Here is a 21,591-nt window from a genome sequence, read left to right as displayed (position 1 = left end):
TTCTTTATTTGTTATATAACTTGAGAAATTCTTTATAGCACATGATTATATTTAACTTGACTTTTAATTTGGTTCTAATACAATTAAAAGTGTTCTAATACTAAAAATGATTTAAGAATTAGGACAAGTTGATACAAAAAAAGGGCATCCCAGACGTGGGATGCCTTTTTTATTCCTTAGAATAATGTAGTTAACATTGCACCGCCAATAATTAAAATTAGGCCTGCAATGGTAAAAATCAAGCCGTTGCGAGTTTTCTTTTCGTGTAAGAAAATCAAGCCACCTAAAGTAGAAATCACTACACAAAGTTGTGAAATAACGAAAGCCATGTTAACTCCGTTATCTTGAACAGAAAGAATATAAGCTAGTGCAGCAATTGCATAAAGAATACCTGCTCCACCACTTTGAACTGTAGATTTTTCTTTCCAAACATGTAAATTCTTAGTAACTAATGTATAAATAAATACGGCTACTAACATACCAAGGGTTTGACCAAAGAAGATTGAAATACTGCTTCCATGTAAAGCCTTTGGAATAGAGCTTGAAGTAATGTATCCAAGCGAAGTAAGTACAAGCAAAATAATAGTACTTACTTGGTTAGACTTGTTTCCTTCGCTTGTTCCGCGATCAGTCAATGAAGTCAAAACAACTCCAACGATCAAAACAAGAATTCCAATAAAACCATATAGCTTAGCTTGTGGACTGCTCCATTCACCAAAAGCGAGCACACCGACAAGAGGCACACCAATTAACTGCAAACCGGTTGAAATTGGCATAGTTTCAGAAACACCAATTCTTTCATAAGAAATATATTGACCAACTTGACCAATTACCCAGCAAGCGCCTCCTAATGCAGAAAGCAGAAATAGGGACCAACTCATTGCCGGATGCATAATTGCCATTACAATTGCTCCAAAAATAAATGAAGCTGCAACAGTACCGACAATCTGATTATAAACTGTACTATTCTTCACACTAGCAATAACTAGAGGCATAAGTCCCCAGCCAATTGCTGGTAAAAACAAATAAACATATTTCATAATTTTGTATCTCTCCTAAACTTTTAAACAATTAATTCTATCAAGGATCGATACAATCTGACAAGAGCTAATTATGAAATCCTTTTCTTTGTCATTAAAATTCGATTACTTCGCCAAACTAAAATTAACAGAATAACTTCACCAATTAAAGGTAGAAAAATAATATTCAATGATGTTGCACTAGCAAAGACCATATGGAGGACAATTGCTACTAAAACCATAATCCATGAAGTCCATCTTCTAAACCATGGCTGCCAAATACTACCGGCTAAAACAAGATAATATACACACAGTAAAAAGCCTAAAACCAATAGCCAAGTCTGTCCTTGCACGGTAAAGATCTCTGCTCCCATCAAAGCAGCAAAGCCACTAATATAGGCTAAATATGCTAAAACAAGCATCATTACTAATCTGATAATCAATAGTTCCCTATCTTTATATTTCATTACCAGATTATTTTTAAAAATCACCATTCCAATCCAAGTTAAAAGTAGTAAAGCAAGAACTAGACCAATAGTAAATTTCATTGCCATTTGATTAGTCATCAAAAAGATAATAATTAAAATCAATCCTAATTCATAATAGAAATTCAAAGCAAAAATACTACTTTTCAACTCCATTGGTAACCAAAGTAAGACTACAGCAATAATAAAAAAGATGGCACATCTTCCCTTAAGTCCTTGATCAACAGCTGCATAATTAGGCAGATAGACCAAAAGTGCATCTAAAATTCCTAAAATGGATAAAGCAATTTTTATCCATGTATTTTGACTAATTTTTTTCATATAACTTCTCCCTTGTTCAAATTATCCCACTTTTCTATTTTTGAATCTTCAAAAAATTACTTACGAGAAAAAATTTTTTTCTGTTAGTATGATCAATGATGCAATTTTTCACTATTTACTTAAGGAGGAATATTTTTTTGGAAGAAATACATTAAACATTGTTCTACCACAATTAATAACCGCTTTTCATGTAGGTACAGGTACTATTCAGTGGCTAGTTACTGGTTATATGTTAATTATCTTGGAACTGGATTTTTTGGATGTTTGTTCCATTCCTAGTAGTTGCACTTATTTTTGCTTTTACTTCATTAAAAAATACTACTAAGATTACTAGACCACATATTGACTACCTTTCAATTATTGAATCAGTTATAGGTTTTGCCAGTTTAGTTGCTAGTGTTAGTCTTGCTTCTGACATCGGTTTAACTTCACCACTTGTTATTGTGCTATTTGTTTTGGCTATTGTCGTACTTGTATTTTATGTTCATCGTCAACTTAATTTGAAAAATCCAGTTTTAAATCTAAAAATCTTTTCAATTACCCAATTTAGAACTGGCGCACTTTTGGTAATAGTTGACTTTGGGATCATTTTATCTGCGATATATCTATTACCACAATTTATTCAAAAAGGTCTTTCATTGGCAGTAGCCTTAACAGGAATTATTATGCCTACTGGTGGACTTATTAATGCAATCACTTCTGCTTTAGCTGGTAGAATTTATGATAGTCAATGTGCTAAAAGACCAGCAGTTCTAAGTTTTATCATTGCTTTTATTGGGGCTTTAATGTTAGCCTTAGCTACTCCATCTGCTCCCGTTTGGTACATTATTTTGTCTCAAATTATTCTAATGATTGGTTGTCCTTTAGCAATGTCACCATCACAAACTTACGCTTTGAATGTTATTCAAGGTCCAGCTTCTGCCGACAGCTCAACTATCATTAACACTTTGCAACAAATCGTTGGTGCCGTTGCAACTGCGATTGCAACTATTTTATTAGCCATGGGTCAACGAATGAGTAAAAAGAGGGGTGAGCGCAGTGCGTTTTACTAACGGTGCTCACTACGGCTTCTACTTTACTTTAATCTTAATCGTTATCGGCTTTTTATTAAGTCTTACAATTAAAGCAGACAGAAACAATTAATCCTCATTTAAAAATTTTAGCCATATAAAAATACCGAGATTCGTAATTGAATCTCGGTATTTTTTGATCTATTTTATTTTTTCTCTTTAATAATATAGATTGGCCGATTCTTTACTTGAATATATACTCGGCCGATATACTTACCTAAAATACCAATGCAGAGTAATTGTAAACCACCAAGCAGAAGAATTACGCATACCATCGAAGCCCAACCAAAAATACTTGAGCCTGGGTAAAGTATTCTGCGTATAATCACAACTATTAAGCCAATAATTGATAAAACAAACGATCCTGTACCAATCCAAACAGCTAAGTTAAGCGGAGCTTGTGAAAAGTCTGCAATCCCATCCATTGCATATTTAAATAACTTCCAAGTATTCCAATCACTTTCACCAGCTACACGTTCAACATTGTGGTAATCTAAATACTTGGTCTTAAAACCAACCCAAGAGAAAATTCCTTTTGAAAATCGGTTGTATTCAGGCATATCTAAAACAGCATTTACCATTTGACGAGTCATCATCCGATAGTCACGAGCGCCAGGAACGATTTCTGTATCGGAGATCTTATTAACTACCTTATAGAACATATCACTCAGGAACGACTTAAATTTAGCTTCTCCTGTACGATCTACACGACGTGTTCCGATACAGTCATATTCGCCTGTCTTAATCAAATCATACATTTGTGGTAAAAACTTAGGTGGATCTTGTAAATCAACATCCATTACAACTATGTAATCTCCAGTAGCTGCTTGAAGACCAGCATAAAGAGCAGATTCCTTACCAAAATTTCTTGAAAAAGAAACAAAGTGAACATGCTCCGGATCCTTCTTGCGTAGTTCTTTAATTTCTTTTAGAGTATTATCCTTTGATCCATCGTTAATGAACCAATATTCTGGTTCCAAGTCTGGAATTGTATCCATTACTTTATTCACTGCTGGATAAAAAAGTGGTACAGATTCCTCTTCGTTATAACAAGGAACTATAATTGATAATTTTTTCATACTTTAACAGGCTTTCTTCTTACTTTCTAACGTCTACTTTTGATTTAGTAGTTTTTATTTTTCTAAATGTTAGTAATTTATTAATTACAAATTGAATCAAGGTAGCGATAAATGTAGAGACTGCCTTTACAATCAATTGATTATAACCAAGCTTAGTTACAAAAATAAATAGGCAGACTGTTGTAAATAAAGTTGTAATCTGTCCAACTAAATAGTAAGAAATAAATCTTACAAGCAATTTATCGTGAACCTTAAAGTTAAGAAAACTATTCCAGAAAAAGTTGTTGATTAACCCACAAGATGATGAAATAAAATTAGCTACTTCGACTTGCATCTTAAAGTGAGTCAGAATGGCAAAAATTCCAAAATCAACCCCTAATCCTAATACACCAATTAATACATAAATTATTAGCTGTCGCAAGTCTTCATTATGAAGTATTCTTTTAAAAATACCCACGGCTTCTTTTCCCTTCTTTAATCAATCATCACTTATTTTAAACTAATTTTTTTAAAAATACTTTCTTTTTGACAAATTATTAATAATTTAATACAATATACTTACTTTAAGTTAGCTCAAATTCGTTAATACTTATTTTTATATTTTAATTGTCTTATTTTATATTCGAAAGGAAAGATATATGGCAAAAAAATCAAAAATTGTTAAGGCTGCTAAGCAGCGTGAATTAATCAAAAAATACTATGAATTAAAAGAAGCTGGCAACGTAGAAGCATTAGCTAAATTACCGCTTGATGCTCATCCGACCCATTACCACAACCGTGATTTACATGATGGTAGACCACATGGTTATATGCGTAAGTTCGGAATGTCACGCTTACGCTTCAAAGAATTAGCACACAAGGGGCAACTTCCTGGAGTGCGCAAGGCTAGTTGGTAAAATTATAAAACTAGACCTTAGTTAAATCAAAACTTAAATATACAAACATAATTAGTCACACTTAAAGACCTTCCCCTTGGAAGGTCTTTTTTGATTTACAAAAAAAGCTCTGACTTTCGTCAGAGCTTTAATACTTAATAACTAGAAATTAGTCGTCAAGCTTTTCTTTGTTAACAACATCTAACTTATCGTCAAATGTGTAAACAACTGGTTCACCAGTCTTCATTTCTAAGTCCATGATGTCATCATCAGAGATGTTTTCAATGTACTTAGTTAAAGCACGTAGTGAATTACCGTGAGCAGCAATAATAACGTTCTTGCCGTCAAGTAAATCTGGAGCAATGTGATCTTCCCAGAATGGCATTACACGGTCTAAAGTAACGTGTAAGTTTTCTGCCTTAGGAACGATATGTGGATCCAAGTTTGCGTAACGACGGTCATGTGCTTGACTAAATTCGTTATCATCATCAATAGCTGGTGGTAAAACATCGTATGAACGACGCCAAATGTGAACTTGTTCGTCACCGTATTTTTCAGCAGTGGCCTTCTTGTTTAAACCTTGAAGAGCACCGTAATGACGTTCGTTTAATCTCCAAGTCTTAGTTTCTGGAATCCAAAGTTGGTCACTTTCTTCAAGTGCGTAGTGCAAAGTCTTGATAGCACGAGTTAATAATGAAGTGTAAGCTTGATCAAATTCAAGACCGTGTTCCTTGATTAAACGACCAGCTTTTTTAGCTTCTTCAACACCTTTTTCTGAAAGGTTTACATCAACCCAACCAGTAAATTGGTTGGAAAGGTTCCATTCACTTTGACCGTGACGAATTAAAACTAATTTCGACATGAACTGTATCTCCTTTAAAATTCAATGTTTCATTAACTATTTTACACGCTTATTCAGAATTTTCATAGGAAATCCCACAAATTTCCCTTATTCTTAGCGAATTTGTTCAAAGGTAGTCGCTTTCTTATCAACGTCTTGTCCAGCATTAGCAATTTGATAAGTAAAGCTTCTTGAGTGCATCTTTTTAACCTAGACTAACATATCATTATATTGCCATAATGAGACTTTATTATCTTGAAGCTTAGAGATCGTTAACTTGTTTCCTTGAGCTTCATAATTCCACTTACCAGATTTAGCATTTTCTTTATAAATTTTTTGGAAATCACTTGCACTATTGCTTGTTTTAAGAGCTGTGTCTTTATCTGGAGTAACAATTACTTGATCTCCATTATCAACAAAAGTCATGTAGGCATTTTGATTACCAGAAACTGAAGTATATTCATAGACGTGACTAGGCAAATGTTTAGCGATTGAATGACTAGCATAGTAATAGCCGCCACCTACAATAACCACTAATACAGCTGTCATAAACGTAGTAGTCATTTGTTTTTTACTTAATTTCATAAGATATCCTCCATATCTACCTTAAAGCTATGAATACCGCTTTCATTTTGCTGCTACAAAAATATATACGCAATTTCCAAACACCAAAGTAATAATTATTTATTAATGTTAAAATAACATTGAATATATTAAGATTTAAAGAATTGGAAGTACATATATGAAAGACATCAAATTACAAGGTGGTCACTTATCCTTAGATCAATTAAACGCTATCTTTAGAACAATTCCGCAAGAAATGGATGTTTTAGATGAAAATGATCGCGTTGTTTGGTCGTCAATGAATAAGCATCGGCTTTTCAAACGAACTGAAAAAGATATTGGTAAAACTGTTTTTGAAGTGCATCCCGGCCACAGTCAAAAGCATGTTAAGGAAGTTCTAAATCAAATGCATACTGGGAGTCGTAGCACCATTTCAATCATGATTACCAAAGACAATCAACCAGTTAATATTTCTTTTTATAGTCTTCATAATGAAGCTGGAAAATACATAGGCTGTATTGAAGTGACGCAGCCAGTAAGTAATCTACAGATCAGAGGAAGTAAATTACGTAATATTTTAAATGTCCTTAAAAAGCACTAAAGTTAAGTTCTTAGAATACTTTTTTGCACTTAAAATAGAGTAAAATAAACATTGTATACTTTTATTGGGGGAATAAATTTTATGAAGAAAAAATTTAGCTTTTTATTGCTACTAGGAATAGTGCTTGTTTCTTTAACTACAGCTTGTTCAAAAAAGAATTCTAAGCCAAAAACCAATCCAGAACCTTCTGCAAGCTCACTTATTAATGCTAACTTCAAAATTAGTTTTGCAAACGGTCACTTCACACAATCTCTTAATTCGGATGAAATGAATCAAAAATCAAAATTAGAAGGTCTTTTTAAGGATAAGGGCGACGTAACTAACCTTACTTATACTTTAACTCAAAAGAAAAAGTCTCAAACTGAACAAATGTGGCTTACGAAAAAAGATATGTATCTTCTATTAGAACAAAATAAAGGTCACTGGATTAAAAATTCAATCAATGCTGATACCTTTGATGCTGACCAAGTAAAAGAAAGATTTGATCCAGCAACCTTTAAGTCTATCAATAAGGCTTTTGCTAATAAAGCAACTGTTCAAAAAAAGAACGGCAACTATGTAGTTAGCTTTGATGGTACTGATACTAAACTTTGGAATGCTGTTAACCCACTAGTTATTGATGCTATGAACACACCTGGCTCTCAAAACATGCAGGTAGCTCGTCTTGTAAAATCAGCTCAACTGCAAAATCTTAATGTTACTTATCTTATCGATCCAACTACTAAGAAAGTTGAATCAATGACTTTTAAAGCACGATATACTGCTGGTGGAAAATATAACTTCACTTGGAACCTAACTTATGATCAACTAGGTCAGCACAGTGACTTGGCAGTTCCAGATAACATTCAAAAAGATGCAATTAGTGCTGAAGATATTAAGAAAGCCCAAGAAGAACAACAGCAAAATCAAAAATAATCATTTTAGAAAGATAAACTATGGCGAAAAATAAAACAAAAAACAAAAGAATTATTTTTCCTAACAACCAAGGCGGCAAAATTGCCGCTTTAATTTTAGGCATTATTATTTTAATAATCGTAATTTGGGGTTCAGTTATAGCATTTAAGAAACCTAGCACCAAAGATGCCTTAACTGATGCAGCTAATACAAAAATTGAAACTGCACGCGTTGACGTTAAAACTACTAACTCAAAAGCAAAGCTGTACTCAAATTATGTTGTTGGTCCTAATAATACTATCCATATTACAATGAAAAGCATTCCTAAATCTGATACTAATTCTGAATTATGGGCCAACAATAAATATGTATATCATCGTGACGGCACCAAACAATGGAATTACATTAAGCAAAATGCAATCTTCAGCGAGGTTTATTCAGACTATAAAAAATTATACACCGCTCATGATTTTAGCCAATTTTCTGATGATGCCTTCAAAGCAATGACGATTAAAGCTAACGGTTTTAACGGATATCTCATTTCTTATAATGGCGATAATCGCGATGTTATTAGAGGCATGCAAAATACTACTACAGTTGCCCCAACAAGCAACCCTCAATTAACTAATGTTAAAAGTATCAAATTGCGTATCAATGTTAACCGTAAAAAAGAGTTAACTGAAATGTACTATAAAGTTACTTATCATAGCAAAAAAGAGGGTACACTCACACTTCATCTTTACGATATCAATCAAGTTAATAAATTAAAGGTTCCATCTTATGTTACTAAAAATGCTAAAAAATTAGATTTTAAGCTTAAATAAAGGAGTTTTTTATTGTGAAATTAGGTATTATTGGCTCAGGAAAAATTGTTCACGATTTTTTATCAATAGCTAATCAAATCCCTCATCTTGATCTTACTGCTCTTTCAACTACTAAAAGAAGCCATCAAATCGGGCTTGAATTACAAAAGCAATATCATATTTCAAATTTATATGATGACAACAACAATTTATTTAATGACTCTAATGTCGATACAGTGTATGTTGCCGTTCCAAACAGTTTACATTTTTCTATTGCTAAAGCAGCGCTTGAAGCTGGTAAAAATGTTATTTGTGAAAAGCCCTTTGTAGCCACAATTGATGAAGCACGTGAACTAAAGAAAATTGCTGATAAAAACCAACTCATTATTGTTGAAGCAATAACTAACATCTATCTTGAAAATTTTAAATTTATTGAAGATAACTTAGCTAAAATTGCACCAATTCATGTTGTTAACTTAAACTATACTCAGTATTCAAGTCGCTACGACGCATTCTTAGAGGGTGATATTCAGCCTGCCTTTGATCCTAAAAAAGACGGCGGTGCATTAATGGATTTGGGCATCTATAACCTTCATATCATCGTTAAACTTTTTGGAAAACCAAATTCAGTTAAATACTTCTCTACTATTCAGAAAAATATCGATACTTCCGGCATCTTACACTTAAGCTACTCTGATAAACAAGCAAGCTCAATCGCGGCCAAAGACAGTTTTTCACCTAACGCCAGCACAATAGAAGGTGAAAAAGGCGTACTTATCATTTATGGTCATCCTAACGAAATGCCTAAGGTTGGAATCCAGTTGCGAGGAAAAGATCTTGAAGTTATTAATCATAATAAGTATTCTCACCGAATGATCGCGGAATTTATTGAATTTACCAAGATTATTGATCAACATAATTTTATGGTAGCAGATAAAGCTTTTACTCATAGTCTTAATACTTTAGCTGTTTTACAGGAAGCTAAAAGTCAACGTTAACAAAAATGGGACAGGAAAAATTCCTGCCCCATTTTTTAATATCTAATTTCTTCTACCCAATTCTTCACGAATTCGTTCAGCATCTTCACCTTTAGCTGTGAAAATTAAATGGTCACCTACTTCAATAATTGTATTTCCATGCGGCACTAACCATTTACTGTTTCTCCAAATTCGGCTAACCGTCATTTGCTCAATAAAGTCAAGGTTCATTAATTTCTGACCAGCGTATTTATGATTTCTAACCGTTACCTCGAACAATCCATTCTTAGTATCAGTCAGAATTCTTAAAATTGAAGGTGATTCAATTAATGCACGCAAAACCGAAGTTTGAACATTGAAGACATTATATATTTCAATATTTTCACTCTTTAAGTTCTTAATTATTTCAGGTTTTGGTTTCTCTTGGCTAGCGATTACACGTTGAACACCATGTTCTTTGGCCAACTGGGCAATCTTACGATTTAAATCATCTTCAATAAATCCAGCAACCAAAATATCACAATTAAAGATTCCAGCCTTATCCAAAGCTTCTTCACTTAGTCCATTAATCAACTTTAAATTTTCCACCTTGCTCTTATAGGTATCATAATTTTCTTTTTTATGAGTTACTAATAAAACATCATACCAATTATCATGCAGTTCTTGAGCAACTGGAACTGTCATAACATTTGTTCCCATCATAACAACTCGCTGTTTAATTTTATCCTCCTTAGTCAATTTGAAGATTGAATTAAACAAGATAGGTCCTAAAATACATGCTACAACTGCTGCCAAAATAAAGGCATCTGATTGCGTTTCAGTAATTGCATTTAGTTTACGAGCAACTTCCAACGTAGGAAGCACAATCGTAATTGTAGTCATAATTAAAAAGGTACCTGCAATACTATTACGCTTGTTGAAATTTCGTACATAAACTAAAAAAATCGGCAATTTTGCTAAAAGTAAAAATAATACTAAGACAGGAATCAGCATTAAAGCATTTGGATTGGTCAATAATGTTTTAAGATCTAACTTCACCCCAGTTGTAATGAAAAATATTGGAATGAAAAAGCCATATCCAATAGATGTTAACTTATCCATTGTAGCTTCACTTGGTTCTAACAATTTCATTACCATTCCTGCTAGAAAGGCACCTAAAATGTTTTCTGCTCCTACTCTTTCTGCAACTGTTACCAGAGTAAAAATCAAGAAAAATGCCAATCTAATATCAAGTTGCGTAGTTGATTTAGAAATTTTATTAAACCAATGATATGGCTGCTTAAATCGTTTCAGTAAAATAATAGCAACTAAAAATAGCAAGATAATTAGCCATAAACGTCCTGCATTCCCACCATTAATAGATGCATAGATTGTTAATAGTAATAAGGGAATAACTTCTCCTAGCACGGCTGTAAGTAAAATAGTCTGTCCAATTGGACGCGATAAGATTTCTTTTTCTTTTAACGTAGCAATAACTACTCCTAAAGCCACTGTCATAAAGATAATCATTGCTAGCATCCCATCACTGAATAATCCCATAAATTTAAGAATTTCAGCTAAGGCAAATGCTGTAATCGTTATAGTAACAAAAGATATTATAGCTATTCGTGCTGGATTTACTTTACTTTGTTTTGAATCAGGCAAGTCTTTCTTTTTAAATAGGTCAAAATTTATTTCCATTCCTGACAAGAACATCAATAAAATCACACCTAGATTAGACAAGAGCGAGACGCTACTAGTAATCTTAATGGTATTTAAAAGACTTTTTCCTAAGATTATTCCAGTCACAATTTCAGCAACAGCAGTCGGAATAGCATTAATTTTAAACCTAGCCATTAAGATTGGAATGACCAGTGCAGCTAAACTGACAATCAAAAGAGACAAATCCACTTTTCTTTTCTCCTCACAGTAAAATTACTGTCATTATACTAAAATAAGTCGGTCTTTGTGAACCGACTTATTTTTTACTCTGCTTCTTCAAAAGTAATTCTTCTTGCAATAACCTGTTTTTGAAGTGCTGGTGTTGTTGTAAAGTCAGTTAACCATTTACTTTGGGCTGTATCACTACCAGCAGCAATTGCATCTGATAAATTTCTAACAGGTGTATAGCCTTTAAGCATTCCAGCAAGGAAAGTACCAAGCAGTGCATCCCCACTACCTGTACTATCAACTTCTTCAATTTCAGGTGCATGTGCCATTAAAGCATCCATCATGTTAACAATTGCAGCGCCATTGGCACCTAAAGATATGAGAACATGTTGAGCACCCTTTACAACTAAGTTGTGTGCCATATCAATTAATTCTTTTGTAGTTACTTTTTCATTATCTTTTTCAAACCAATGCTTCAATTCAGTTTCATTTGGTTTAATTAACAATGGATTCATTGGTAAGATATCAAGTACATTTTCGTAAGGAACATCAACAACTAAACCTGCTGCTCGCTTATCAGCAACTCTAGCTAAATCAGTTAAATAAACTGGATCAATTCCCTTGGCAAAACTTCCCGCAATGACTAAGATATCACCAGCTTTTAATACCTTTAAATAATCTAATAATTTTTGCTGATTCTTAGCGGTAATTTTAATTCCACGTTTTTGCTCAATAAATTGATTCTCAATCTCAGCTTTATCAAGTTCTTCTGCAACTTGTTCTACATTTTTATGATTTACGATGCCAGTTGCAATTGATTCAATACCTAATTTTTTTAAAATAAGTGAAATATTGATTCCTTTGCCTACTACACTTTCACTAGGATCTAAAGTTACTGTATAAATCAAAATTATACTCCTCCATGCTTTTTTCATAGATTATTATAAGACAAAAAAGACATGATTCCTAATTCAGAAATCATGTCTTTTCATTTAGTCAAAATATTTTAAGAGACTATCTGTAAGTTCCCCATACTTGGTTATTTAAACGACCTACTAAATAGCCGTATTGACCATTTGCTCTTGGTTGTCTTAACCATACATAGTTACCAGAACGGTAGTACGCATCGTACTTAATTACAGTATTAATTGGTAAAGTCTCAATAATTGGGCTCTTAGTGCTTGCACCAGTTCTTAGGTTAATTGCTCCACCAGTAATGAAAGTGCCATTTTGTTTAGTCCAAGTAGCGTTATTATTAGTTGCTACTTGCTTTTGAGTATTTTGTTGAACAGGTCTATTAACGTTAGTATTTGCAGGTTTACTTGCTTCTGCAGAACCTTCTTTGAATGTTCCCCAAGCATTGCCGTTATTACGTCCTACTAAGTAACCATATTGACCGTTTGCTCTTGGTTGTCTTAACCATGTGTATTGGCCTTCTGTACGGTATGCATCATATTTAACTTCAGTATTTGTTGGAAGTTGAGCAATAACACTACTATTAGTGCTTGCACCAGTTCTTAGGTTAATTTCACCGCCAGTAACGAATACACCATTTTGCTTAGTCCAGTCACTATTTACATTAGTGTTTGTATTGTTGTGTACTGATTGACTTGGCTTAGCTGTGTTTTGAGCTGGTTTGTTGTTAGTTGCAGGTTTACTTGCTTCTGCGGAACCTTCTTTGAATGTTCCCCAAGCACTGCCGTTATTACGTCCTACTAAGTAACCATATTGACCGTTTGCTCTTGGTTGTCTTAACCATGTGTATTGGCCTTCTGTACGGTATGCATCATATTTAACTTCAGTATTTGCTGGAAGTTGAGCAATAACACTACTATTAGTGCTTGCACCAGTTCTTAGGTTAATTTCACCGCCAGTAACGAACACACCATTTTGCTTAGTCCAGTCACTATTTACATTAGTATTTGTATTGTCGTGTACTGGTTGACTTGGCTTGTTATTGTTTTGGGCTGGCTTATTGTTAGTTGCAGGTTTGCTTGCTTCTGCAGAACCTTCTTTGAATGTTCCCCAAGCATTGCCGTTGTTACGTCCTACTAAATAACCATATTGACCATTTGCTCTTGGTTGTCTTAACCATGTGTATTGGCCTTCTGTACGGTATGCATCGTATTTAACTTCGGTGTTTGTTGGAAGTAATGCGATTACCTTACTGTTGGTGCTTGCACCAGTTCTTAAGTTAATTTCACCGCCAGTAACGAACACACCATTTTGCTTAGTCCAGTCACTATTTACATTAGTATTTGTATTGTTGTGTACTGGTTGACTTGGCTTGTTATTGTTTTGGGCAGGTTTACTAACATTATTGTTGTTAGTTGCTGGCTTAGTTACTTCATTAGCAACTGAGTTTGTCTTGAAAGTACCCCAATCTTGACCGTTTGCACGACCTACTAAATAGCCATATTGATTATTTGCACGTGGTTGTCTTAACCATGTGTAATTACCTTTGGTGCTATATGCATCATACTTAACTTCAGTATTTGCTGGAAGTTGAGCAATAACGCTACTATTAGTACTTGCACCGGTTCTTAAATTGATCGCTCCACCAGTAGTAAAAGTACCTTCTTGCTTAACCCAGCTAGTATCAACCGTTTTGTTGTCATTAATAAATGGATTTGCAGGTACTTGACTACTACTTTGAGAACTAGTATTAACGTTTGACGTATTAGTACTTGTACTTGCATTAGAGCTACTGTTTTGACTTGCACCATTACCTTTCTTTGAAAGGGGAACTACGTTAACATTTCCATCAACATTTTGACCACGCCAATTTTGTGTATATTGCCAAATAGCTACATTATCCATTGACGGGAAGTAATTGTAGTCAGGATTATCTTCACGACCATTAGTTTTGTACTTAGCTACCCATAATGAATTTGGATATTTTTCAGTGATCTTATTAGTATCTACCTTATTCTTTAATAGCGACTCACTAGAATATAGCATTGGATTATATCCACCATTGTGAACAGTATCCATAAAACTAGTAATTGCATTAGTATTATCTTCGATACTACCAGTAGTCTTGTTATGAGGATCTTGTTCCCAATCAGCTGCTAAATACGATCCTTGTTGTAATCCAGCAGATTTTGCAGAATTAACTGCATAATTTCCTTCTTGAACGGCTTGATTACTGTTATCACCAAAGTGAGTATAGTGATACCCCAAAGTCATCATATTATTTTGCTCAGCACTAGAAATTTGTCCTTGAGCTCTAGGGTTTTGATAATTTGTACCTTCAGATACCTTCACTACAGCAAATTGAGCCCCTGACTTAGCTTGTTGAGTTAAGTCCTTGCCTTGCCAACTCGAAACATCTACACCAGCAGATTTTGCAGGTACAGTATCAGTTGCGGCTTGTGCTACTTGATGAGTTTTAGTAACTCCCACAGGATCAATAATTGCTAAAGCTGTCATAGCACTAGCACAAGCTAATGCACTAATAAATTTCTTATTTGTTGAACGCATTAAAAAAATTTCTCCTCCAAAAAATCTTAATGAATAAATTCTATCTTTTTAAATTAACGAACCAATACGGATTTAGCAGATACCCATTGGTTACCGCCAAGGTCATACCAAGTTTGTCCTTGAACATTTGCTACACGGAAGTATCTCCAACTTGAACCATCTTTCAAGAATTTACCTGAAATTTGATCTTGTCCAGGAACACGCCATACTGCTACACCGTAGTCTGGCTTGGAATTAATAGTTAACACACCAGATTTAGCAGTGATTTGTGCTTCTTGAGTAGTATATTGTGCCATAATCCATTTTCCGTTACTAATTTCGTAATATAAGTTACCGTTGTAGTATTTTGAAGATAAAACAACGAACTCACTACCAGCGTCAACTTGTTGGTTTAACTTTTGACCACCTGGTGCTGATAAAACGTCAACAGTCTTAGTAACTTTAACTAAAACAGTAGATGCAGCCTTAGGAGCAGTATTGGTGCTGATCCATTGAGTACCATAGTTGCTAGTAGCAGGATTAGTTGCAACGCTTTGATAACTTTGAACTGGCTTAACTGCAGCAATTGGCTTCACAACAGTCTTAGCGCTAGTAGTAACTGGAGTTGTCTTAACTTCTTTAACTTCAACCTTCTTAGGTTTAACTACTGGAGCTTCAGTAGTCTTAGTGTCTTCTTTAGTTGCAGCTACTGGAGTTATCTTAACAACTGAAGTTGTTTCTTTCTTAACAGATTCAACTGGTTTAACTGCTGGAGTTTCAACCTTCTTAACAGTTTCAGTTTTCTTAGTTTCAGTAGTTTTAACTACTGGAGCAGCAGGCTTAACTTCCTTGTTTTCAGTTTTAGCAGCTTCAGTCTTCACAGGAGTTACCTTAGCTGGTTCAGCTTTAACAACCTCCTTCTTAGGTGCAACTGCTAATGAAGTAGCTAATCGTTTTACAGGTTGTGCTGCCTTAGTCTCAGTTTTAACATTTAAGGTTGTTGTTTGGACTGGAGTTTTAACTTCAGCTGCCTTCTTTACTTCTACAGTTGCAGTTTTAACTGGAGCAGCAGGAGCTTGATTCTTAGCTTGTTGAGTTTGTGCTACTGGTGTCTTAACTGCTTGACTTGCTTTATTATTAGTAGTTGCAGCTGTATTTTGCTTATTACTATTATTAGTGTTAGTAGCTGCAGTATTAGCAGTAGTTGTATTAGTAGTAATTGGACTAAATGCAAGTGCATTAATCCAGCCGTTACCAATAAATGCACGCTTTACGCCGTTGTTATAAGTAATATATTTAGTAACATTTACGTTTTGACCAACTCTTGCAGTATCTACTTGTGTACCAACACTAGGATCAACTGGTGCACTCGTAATTGGCGTTGTTTGTGCAACCGTACGGTTTTCGTTAACAACTTGGGTAACGGGATCGTATTTGTCAAAACCATTAGTTGCAATCACACTATTAAGCGTCTTAGCATAATTTGGATCAGTAGCGTATTTACCTTGTAAACCATTTTGAGTTGCTTGAGCATAGTTATTTGAGTTTTCTACCCAAGTACCAGAGTAATAGTTACCCATTTGGTTACGTAATAAAGCACCATTATCTTCAAATGATTCAGTATACGATGGATACTTTCTGAATCCGGCATTAGTAGTGTAGTAACCACCGTTGCCGTATTCGCCAGTGTTCATGTTTACAGATTGGCCATTGTAAGAACCCTTAATACCAAATAAGTTATTATTAGGTTCTTGTGACAGACCTGATTGACCCCAAGCTGATTCAACTGTTGCTTGAGCAAGCATAACTGAAGTATAAGTACCATACTTAGATGATGCAGTCGTAGCAGCTGGAATAGCTTTATTTAAAAATTCTTGTTTATAGGTTGCAGCTTGAACAGTACCTTCACCAGTTTTTAAAGGATTATCTGGTTTAAGGTTGTTGGTAACTGATATACCGGCAGTTGTGATAAGTGCCGCGGTAGCAATACCAGTGAATGTTCGTTTTTTCATTGCTTAAACTCCCTCCAATTTACATACACTCTTTATTGTAGTTTGGCAAGTTGTCAGATACAACCGAACGTATATTCTGAAACAAAAAAGTAACATAAATTACATACTTTTATCTTAAAATAAAAAGAGTAATGCCGAAGCATTACCTTTTCAAGAGCTTATTTAATAACTTAATTAGGTTCCTTACCTCTCTTACCAATGTTTTAATTTTGCTCACTATCATCAAACACAGAAGTAGTTGTACGTTCAACGTATTGAGCAGATAAAGGAACCTGATATTGATCAACTTCTTCCTTTGCAAAAATGTTTGCTTCACACATTTCATTCATTGCATTCTTTACTTCTTCTGCAGTTAAATCTTCAGCTGCTTCTGCTAAAGATAAATTTACTTTCTTGTCTTTAGCATTTTTGAATGTAAGTCTTAAAGTTTTAGTAGTAGCCATTTTTTATTTTCCTTTCAAACTATTGAGATTTATAAAATAGATAATTTCTAGTTTTGAATATCTGAATATGAGATTAATCTAGCTTTTTGAATTCCTGCATCTTTTTGAAGGCTAGATAAAGCTTTGCCCACCTTCATAATGTCTTCAGCTTTAACTTGCTTTTTAACATTTTTCAGAATTTTATTTTTCTTACCATTGTTGTACTTCTCACCTATAAAAGTAAATTGAACTGATTGATCTTTTAAAATAAATTCCATTTTTATGCTCCTAATTTATAAATATTTTTTGTAAGTCATCACCGGTGAATTGCCTTACACTATTACTAACGATTTATCTCAGTAATTTGTGCCAACTTTTTCTAAAAAATTGTTATACATGAAATTTGGTATAATTTAAGTAGGATAAATTCATTTTTATAGGAGGAAAAAAATGATGAAACGATCAAAACTCGGAGTGGCCATTACGGCATTCTTCATTACCTTTTTAGCAGTTGGATGTTCAAATACATCATCAAATAATTCATCTAATAGTGGTTCAGATAAGTACACTACTTACATGAACCAAGGAAAAGATGCTGCTTCTAGTCAACAATATGAAGCAGCTGAAGAAAAGTTTGAAGATGCACATGATGTAAAGGCTACTTCTGAATCAAAGACCTACGCAGATCAAGCTGGCAACATGAAAGATGCTAAAGAAAAAATTCGAGAATACGAATTTAAAGATGCTCTTGGTGAGTTAGACAAAGTTGCCAATAAGACTAATGGCTACTCTGTAATGACTAAGCAAGCTACAAAGCTCTACAAGACCATTAATAAGGTGCAAGATCATATCAAAAATGATATTAATCCTTTATATAAGCAGGCAAAGATTAGCTATCGCGATGGGAACTACCAATCAACCATTGATTCTTGCGACCAAATCTTAGATCTGCCCTACATTAATGGCAAATATTATAAGAAAGTAAAGAAGAACGTAAAGCATTTGCGTAAAGCTGCTAATGCTAGATTGAACGGTGAAGATGTTAATGAGGATATCGATACCGATAACTTAGACGCTAATGATGAAGATGAGGCTACTTCTTCAAATAAACAAGCTAGCTCAAACTCTAACTCATCTACAAAATCTAACTCTACAAGTACTAACAGCAATAACAGTTCTAACCAAACTAATTCAAGTAGTACTAATACTCAAAACAATAGTGCTTCAAATAAACAATCATCTCACTCAAATGCTTCAAGCAGTAATCAATCTGCTAATAATAACAATACCAGCAGTAACTCCTCATCTAATTCAAATAACGATAGCATGATGGTTGGCGGACAAACAGTTACTGGTCGTGTAATTTCTCAAACTCGTAACCAGTTAAGTTCAATTGGTGTTGATACTAGTTCTTGGTCCGATCAAAAAGTTGTCGACTTCATGAGATCAGCTGCCAACAACGGTCATACCACAATTGACTCATATACTAAGCAAGATGTAGAGAACTTTAAATAAGCCCGATAAAATTTGCTTTTGATTGCAATTCAATGTAAGATTATATTGAATTTTTGTACAGCTAAACAGTAAAGGAGCTCTTAACTTTGACTGAAGACAAGAAGAACACCGAAGAAACTCAAGAAAAAGAAGAATTTGAAGTAGTTATGCCAGAAGCAAATCGTGTAGAAATGCCTGCTACTGAATTTAAAGAACAACCGGATTACTTAAAGACATTTGCTAACTTCTACATTTCAAAATTTGACGAAAGTGATCTTGAAATCATGGACGTTTACGATGGTAATCATGACGTTATCGAAATCAATACTTACTTAACTAATAATATGGCCTTCAGCCGTCAAAATTTGGTTAAGCACGTATTAAACATTCATGCAGAACGTTTTATAGATATGCTTAACAATATCCAAAAACAAACTGGCATAGATCCACAAAACATGAAGACTTACGAAGATTGGGACAAATGGTACACTGATCGTCGTAACGAAATTAAACAAACTCTTTCATAAAAAATCACAATTTATTATTTGCATATTGGTTTTTAATGGGCCAAAATAGTGCTAACAAAAAAGAATGTATCGTATGATACATTCTTTTTTTGTTTATTCAGAAATATTATTAACAATTTATTTCAGAGGAAAGCTAATATGAATAATAATCTACGTAAAAAAGTTACCTTAGCAGGACTTTTAGTTTCAATTGGAATTGTTTACGGTGATATTGGTACAAGTCCACTATATGTTATGAAAGCAATCGTAAACGAAAATGGTGGTATTGCTAATGTTAACCGTGAATATATTGTTGGCTCCATTTCACTTATTCTTTGGACGATAACACTTTTAACAACAGTTAAATATGTCTTAATCGCTCTCAAAGCAACTAATCATGGTGAGGGTGGGATCTTTTCACTCTATGCTTTAGTTAGAAAAAAAGCAAAATGGCTAGTTATCCCCGCCTTAGTCGGAGGAGCTGCATTACTTGCTGATGGAACCTTAACACCAGCAGTTACTGTAACAACAGCCATTGAAGGTCTTAAAAACATGAAATTCGGCGACGACATTCCTCTTCCTAATCAAAATAGCGTTATTATGATTACAATTATTATTTTGCTGTTTTTATTTTCTATTCAAAGAATGGGAACTAGTATTATCGGCAAGACTTTCGGCCCTATCATGCTACTCTGGTTTACCTTCTTAGGAGTAACTGGAATCATGAACTTAAGTCATGACTGGTCACTACTTGAAGCACTTAATCCACTTTTAGCTGTCAAAGTTTTATTTAGCCCAGCAAACAAAGTTGGTATCTTAATTCTAGGAGCAGTCTTTTTAGCTACTACAGGGGCTGAGGCACTCTATTCTGACGTTGGACATGTAGGTAAAGGCAATATTATGGGATCATGGCCTTTTGTGTTTATTTGCTTAGCCTTAAATTATCTTGGGCAAGGTGTTTGGATCTTAGAAAATCCAAACTATCATGCTGGAGCAACTGACTTTAATCCCTTTTTTGAAGCCTTACCAAGCCAATGGAAATTTTTTGCTATAATCTTGGCCACCTTAGCCGCAATTATCGCCTCGCAAGCTTTAATTACGGGGTCATTTACTTTAGTTTCTGAAGCTAGCAGCTTAAAGTTTTTACCAAGAATGAAAATCATTTATCCTTCTACTCAACAGGGACAATTATTTATTCCTTCAATCAATAAAATGCTTTGTGTTGCCACAATTGGAATTGTCTTTTTATTTAGAACATCTGAACACATGGAAGCTGCTTATGGTCTTGCAATTACCGTAACAATGCTTATGACAACAATTCTTCTCTTTGAATATCTATCACTGAGAAAAATTAATTTGGGTTTGCGCTTAATATTTCTGTTACTTTTTGGTGCAATTGAAATTATGTTTTTAATTTCTAGCTTAGCCAAATTTTTACATGGCGGTTACGTTACCGTTATCATCGCTGCCTTCATTGGTGCAATTATGTACGTTTGGTACTTTGGTAATAAAGTACGTGATAAGCGGGAAGCTGAAAATGCTTATGTCCGTTTAGATGAATACACTAATATGTTAAGTAGTTTAAGTCATGATGATAGCGTCCCGCTATATGCTACTAATTTAGTTTATATGGCAAAAGTTAAATACAATAAATTTATCAAACGCGACATGCTTTATTCAATCTTAGATAAACGACCTAAACGAGCTCATGCTTATTGGTTCGTAACTGTAAATGTTACTAACGAGCCATTTACTGCTGAATACGCGGTTAATACTTACGGCACAAAAAATGTCATTAATGTTCAGCTTTATTTAGGATTCAAACAGCAACAAAAAGTTAATGTTTATCTACGCCAAATTGTTCATGATTTAATCAAAGACGGCACTATTGAATCTCAGCCACAAGAATATACAACCACTCCTGGGAGAGATGTTGGTGACTTTAAGTTCGTAATTGTTAACGACGTAATTAGTCCACAAACTCAACTCAACACCTATGAAAAATGGTTAGTTGAAAGTCGCGTTTGGCTTCAAAATCTATCCTCTAATCCAGCTATCTGGTTTGGCTTAGAATATGCTGATACTGTAGTTGAACGAGTTCCTTTAATTTTAGGATCTCAAGATATTAAATCTATTCATAGAACTAAACTAAGATAATTATTTTTAATTATTCTCTTGCAGATACTTGCAACTCTTGCATAAATAGATGAAAATAGATATGTTTAAAGAAGAATGTCCCTTTTTTGGCATTCTTTTTTACGTTATTTAGATATTTAGTCATTTTGGCTATCTATTGG

Annotated in this window: 21 protein-coding genes; 9 read left to right on the top strand and 12 right to left on the bottom strand. The window is 34.1% G+C overall.

What is annotated here, in order from left to right; genetic code table 11:
- Positions 1-176 precede the first annotated feature (176 nt).
- Complete coding sequence (locus H1A07_RS00910) at positions 177-1,040, bottom strand: GRP family sugar transporter (protein WP_057718110.1); 864 nt, start codon at positions 1,038-1,040, stop codon at positions 177-179.
- A 71-nt stretch (positions 1,041-1,111) separates the two neighbouring features.
- On the bottom strand, positions 1,112-1,825 hold the full coding sequence (locus H1A07_RS00905; protein WP_210145099.1) for a hypothetical protein: 714 nt from the start codon (positions 1,823-1,825) through the stop codon (positions 1,112-1,114).
- Positions 1,826-2,085: 260 nt separating this feature from the next.
- On the opposite strand from H1A07_RS00905, the gene H1A07_RS00900 reads away from it, so the two are divergent.
- The gene (locus H1A07_RS00900) at positions 2,086-2,877 is read left to right on the top strand and encodes an MFS transporter (RefSeq protein WP_244974147.1); all 792 of its coding nucleotides are present in this window, start codon (positions 2,086-2,088) and stop codon (positions 2,875-2,877) included.
- A gap of 164 nt (positions 2,878-3,041) precedes the next feature.
- Here the strand turns inward: H1A07_RS00900 and H1A07_RS00895 are convergent, their stop codons facing one another.
- Together H1A07_RS00895 and H1A07_RS00890 are read right to left on the bottom strand one after the other, a co-directional pair.
- A complete protein-coding gene (locus H1A07_RS00895) occupies positions 3,042-3,974 on the bottom strand; it encodes a glycosyltransferase family 2 protein (RefSeq protein WP_057718114.1) in 933 nt (310 codons plus the stop codon).
- Between the two features lie 19 nt (positions 3,975-3,993).
- A complete protein-coding gene (locus tag H1A07_RS00890; protein ID WP_057718115.1) occupies positions 3,994-4,431 on the bottom strand; it encodes a GtrA family protein in 438 nt (145 codons plus the stop codon).
- Between the two features lie 181 nt (positions 4,432-4,612).
- On the opposite strand from H1A07_RS00890, the gene rpsN reads away from it, so the two are divergent.
- Positions 4,613-4,870: a 30S ribosomal protein S14 gene (gene rpsN, locus H1A07_RS00885; RefSeq protein WP_057718116.1), complete on the top strand. Its 258-nt coding sequence runs from the start codon at positions 4,613-4,615 to the stop codon at positions 4,868-4,870.
- Between the two features lie 148 nt (positions 4,871-5,018).
- Here rpsN and H1A07_RS00880 read toward each other — a convergent pair whose 3' ends face one another.
- Together H1A07_RS00880 and H1A07_RS00875 are read right to left on the bottom strand one after the other, a co-directional pair.
- The gene (locus H1A07_RS00880) at positions 5,019-5,711 is read right to left on the bottom strand and encodes a 2,3-diphosphoglycerate-dependent phosphoglycerate mutase (protein WP_057718117.1); all 693 of its coding nucleotides are present in this window, start codon (positions 5,709-5,711) and stop codon (positions 5,019-5,021) included.
- Positions 5,712-5,900: 189 nt separating this feature from the next.
- Positions 5,901-6,275 (bottom strand): hypothetical protein, encoded by a 375-nt coding sequence (locus H1A07_RS00875; RefSeq protein ID WP_244974146.1) that lies wholly within the window; start codon positions 6,273-6,275, stop codon positions 5,901-5,903.
- 157 nt (positions 6,276-6,432) lie between these two features.
- On the opposite strand from H1A07_RS00875, the gene H1A07_RS00870 reads away from it, so the two are divergent.
- From H1A07_RS00870 to H1A07_RS00855, 4 genes are all read left to right on the top strand, one after another.
- Positions 6,433-6,855, top strand: a complete 423-nt coding sequence (locus tag H1A07_RS00870) for a PAS domain-containing protein (protein WP_057718118.1) — start codon at positions 6,433-6,435, stop codon at positions 6,853-6,855.
- Positions 6,856-6,936: 81 nt separating this feature from the next.
- The gene (locus H1A07_RS00865; protein ID WP_210145098.1) at positions 6,937-7,770 is read left to right on the top strand and encodes a DUF6612 family protein; all 834 of its coding nucleotides are present in this window, start codon (positions 6,937-6,939) and stop codon (positions 7,768-7,770) included.
- A 20-nt stretch (positions 7,771-7,790) separates the two neighbouring features.
- Positions 7,791-8,573, top strand: a complete 783-nt coding sequence (locus H1A07_RS00860) for a hypothetical protein (RefSeq protein WP_210145097.1) — start codon at positions 7,791-7,793, stop codon at positions 8,571-8,573.
- 14 nt (positions 8,574-8,587) lie between these two features.
- On the top strand, positions 8,588-9,550 hold the full coding sequence (locus H1A07_RS00855; protein WP_210145096.1) for a Gfo/Idh/MocA family protein: 963 nt from the start codon (positions 8,588-8,590) through the stop codon (positions 9,548-9,550).
- Between the two features lie 42 nt (positions 9,551-9,592).
- Here the strand turns inward: H1A07_RS00855 and H1A07_RS00850 are convergent, their stop codons facing one another.
- From H1A07_RS00850 to H1A07_RS00825, 6 genes are all read right to left on the bottom strand, one after another.
- Positions 9,593-11,419, bottom strand: a complete 1,827-nt coding sequence (locus tag H1A07_RS00850) for a monovalent cation:proton antiporter family protein (RefSeq protein ID WP_210145095.1) — start codon at positions 11,417-11,419, stop codon at positions 9,593-9,595.
- Positions 11,420-11,493: 74 nt separating this feature from the next.
- On the bottom strand, positions 11,494-12,333 hold the full coding sequence (locus tag H1A07_RS00845; RefSeq protein WP_210145094.1) for a PfkB family carbohydrate kinase: 840 nt from the start codon (positions 12,331-12,333) through the stop codon (positions 11,494-11,496).
- A gap of 79 nt (positions 12,334-12,412) precedes the next feature.
- On the bottom strand, positions 12,413-14,881 hold the full coding sequence (locus H1A07_RS00840) for a GH25 family lysozyme (protein ID WP_210145093.1): 2,469 nt from the start codon (positions 14,879-14,881) through the stop codon (positions 12,413-12,415).
- A 53-nt stretch (positions 14,882-14,934) separates the two neighbouring features.
- Positions 14,935-16,872, bottom strand: a complete 1,938-nt coding sequence (locus tag H1A07_RS00835) for a glycoside hydrolase family 73 protein (protein ID WP_210145092.1) — start codon at positions 16,870-16,872, stop codon at positions 14,935-14,937.
- 203 nt (positions 16,873-17,075) lie between these two features.
- Positions 17,076-17,315 (bottom strand): DUF2922 domain-containing protein, encoded by a 240-nt coding sequence (locus tag H1A07_RS00830; protein WP_210145091.1) that lies wholly within the window; start codon positions 17,313-17,315, stop codon positions 17,076-17,078.
- A gap of 47 nt (positions 17,316-17,362) precedes the next feature.
- Positions 17,363-17,572, bottom strand: a complete 210-nt coding sequence (locus tag H1A07_RS00825) for a DUF1659 domain-containing protein (RefSeq protein ID WP_057718127.1) — start codon at positions 17,570-17,572, stop codon at positions 17,363-17,365.
- A gap of 175 nt (positions 17,573-17,747) precedes the next feature.
- Between H1A07_RS00825 and H1A07_RS00820 the strand changes: the two genes are divergently transcribed.
- From H1A07_RS00820 to H1A07_RS00810, 3 genes are all read left to right on the top strand, one after another.
- Positions 17,748-18,809 (top strand): hypothetical protein, encoded by a 1,062-nt coding sequence (locus H1A07_RS00820; RefSeq protein ID WP_210145478.1) that lies wholly within the window; start codon positions 17,748-17,750, stop codon positions 18,807-18,809.
- Positions 18,810-18,895: 86 nt separating this feature from the next.
- Positions 18,896-19,315: a hypothetical protein gene (locus H1A07_RS00815; RefSeq protein ID WP_210145090.1), complete on the top strand. Its 420-nt coding sequence runs from the start codon at positions 18,896-18,898 to the stop codon at positions 19,313-19,315.
- A gap of 138 nt (positions 19,316-19,453) precedes the next feature.
- The gene (locus H1A07_RS00810; protein WP_210145089.1) at positions 19,454-21,451 is read left to right on the top strand and encodes a KUP/HAK/KT family potassium transporter; all 1,998 of its coding nucleotides are present in this window, start codon (positions 19,454-19,456) and stop codon (positions 21,449-21,451) included.
- Positions 21,452-21,591 lie beyond the last annotated feature (140 nt).

Source organism: Lactobacillus taiwanensis, assembly GCF_017894345.1.
GTDB lineage: Bacteria > Bacillota > Bacilli > Lactobacillales > Lactobacillaceae > Lactobacillus > Lactobacillus taiwanensis.
This window is presented reverse-complemented; position numbering and strand designations above follow the sequence as displayed.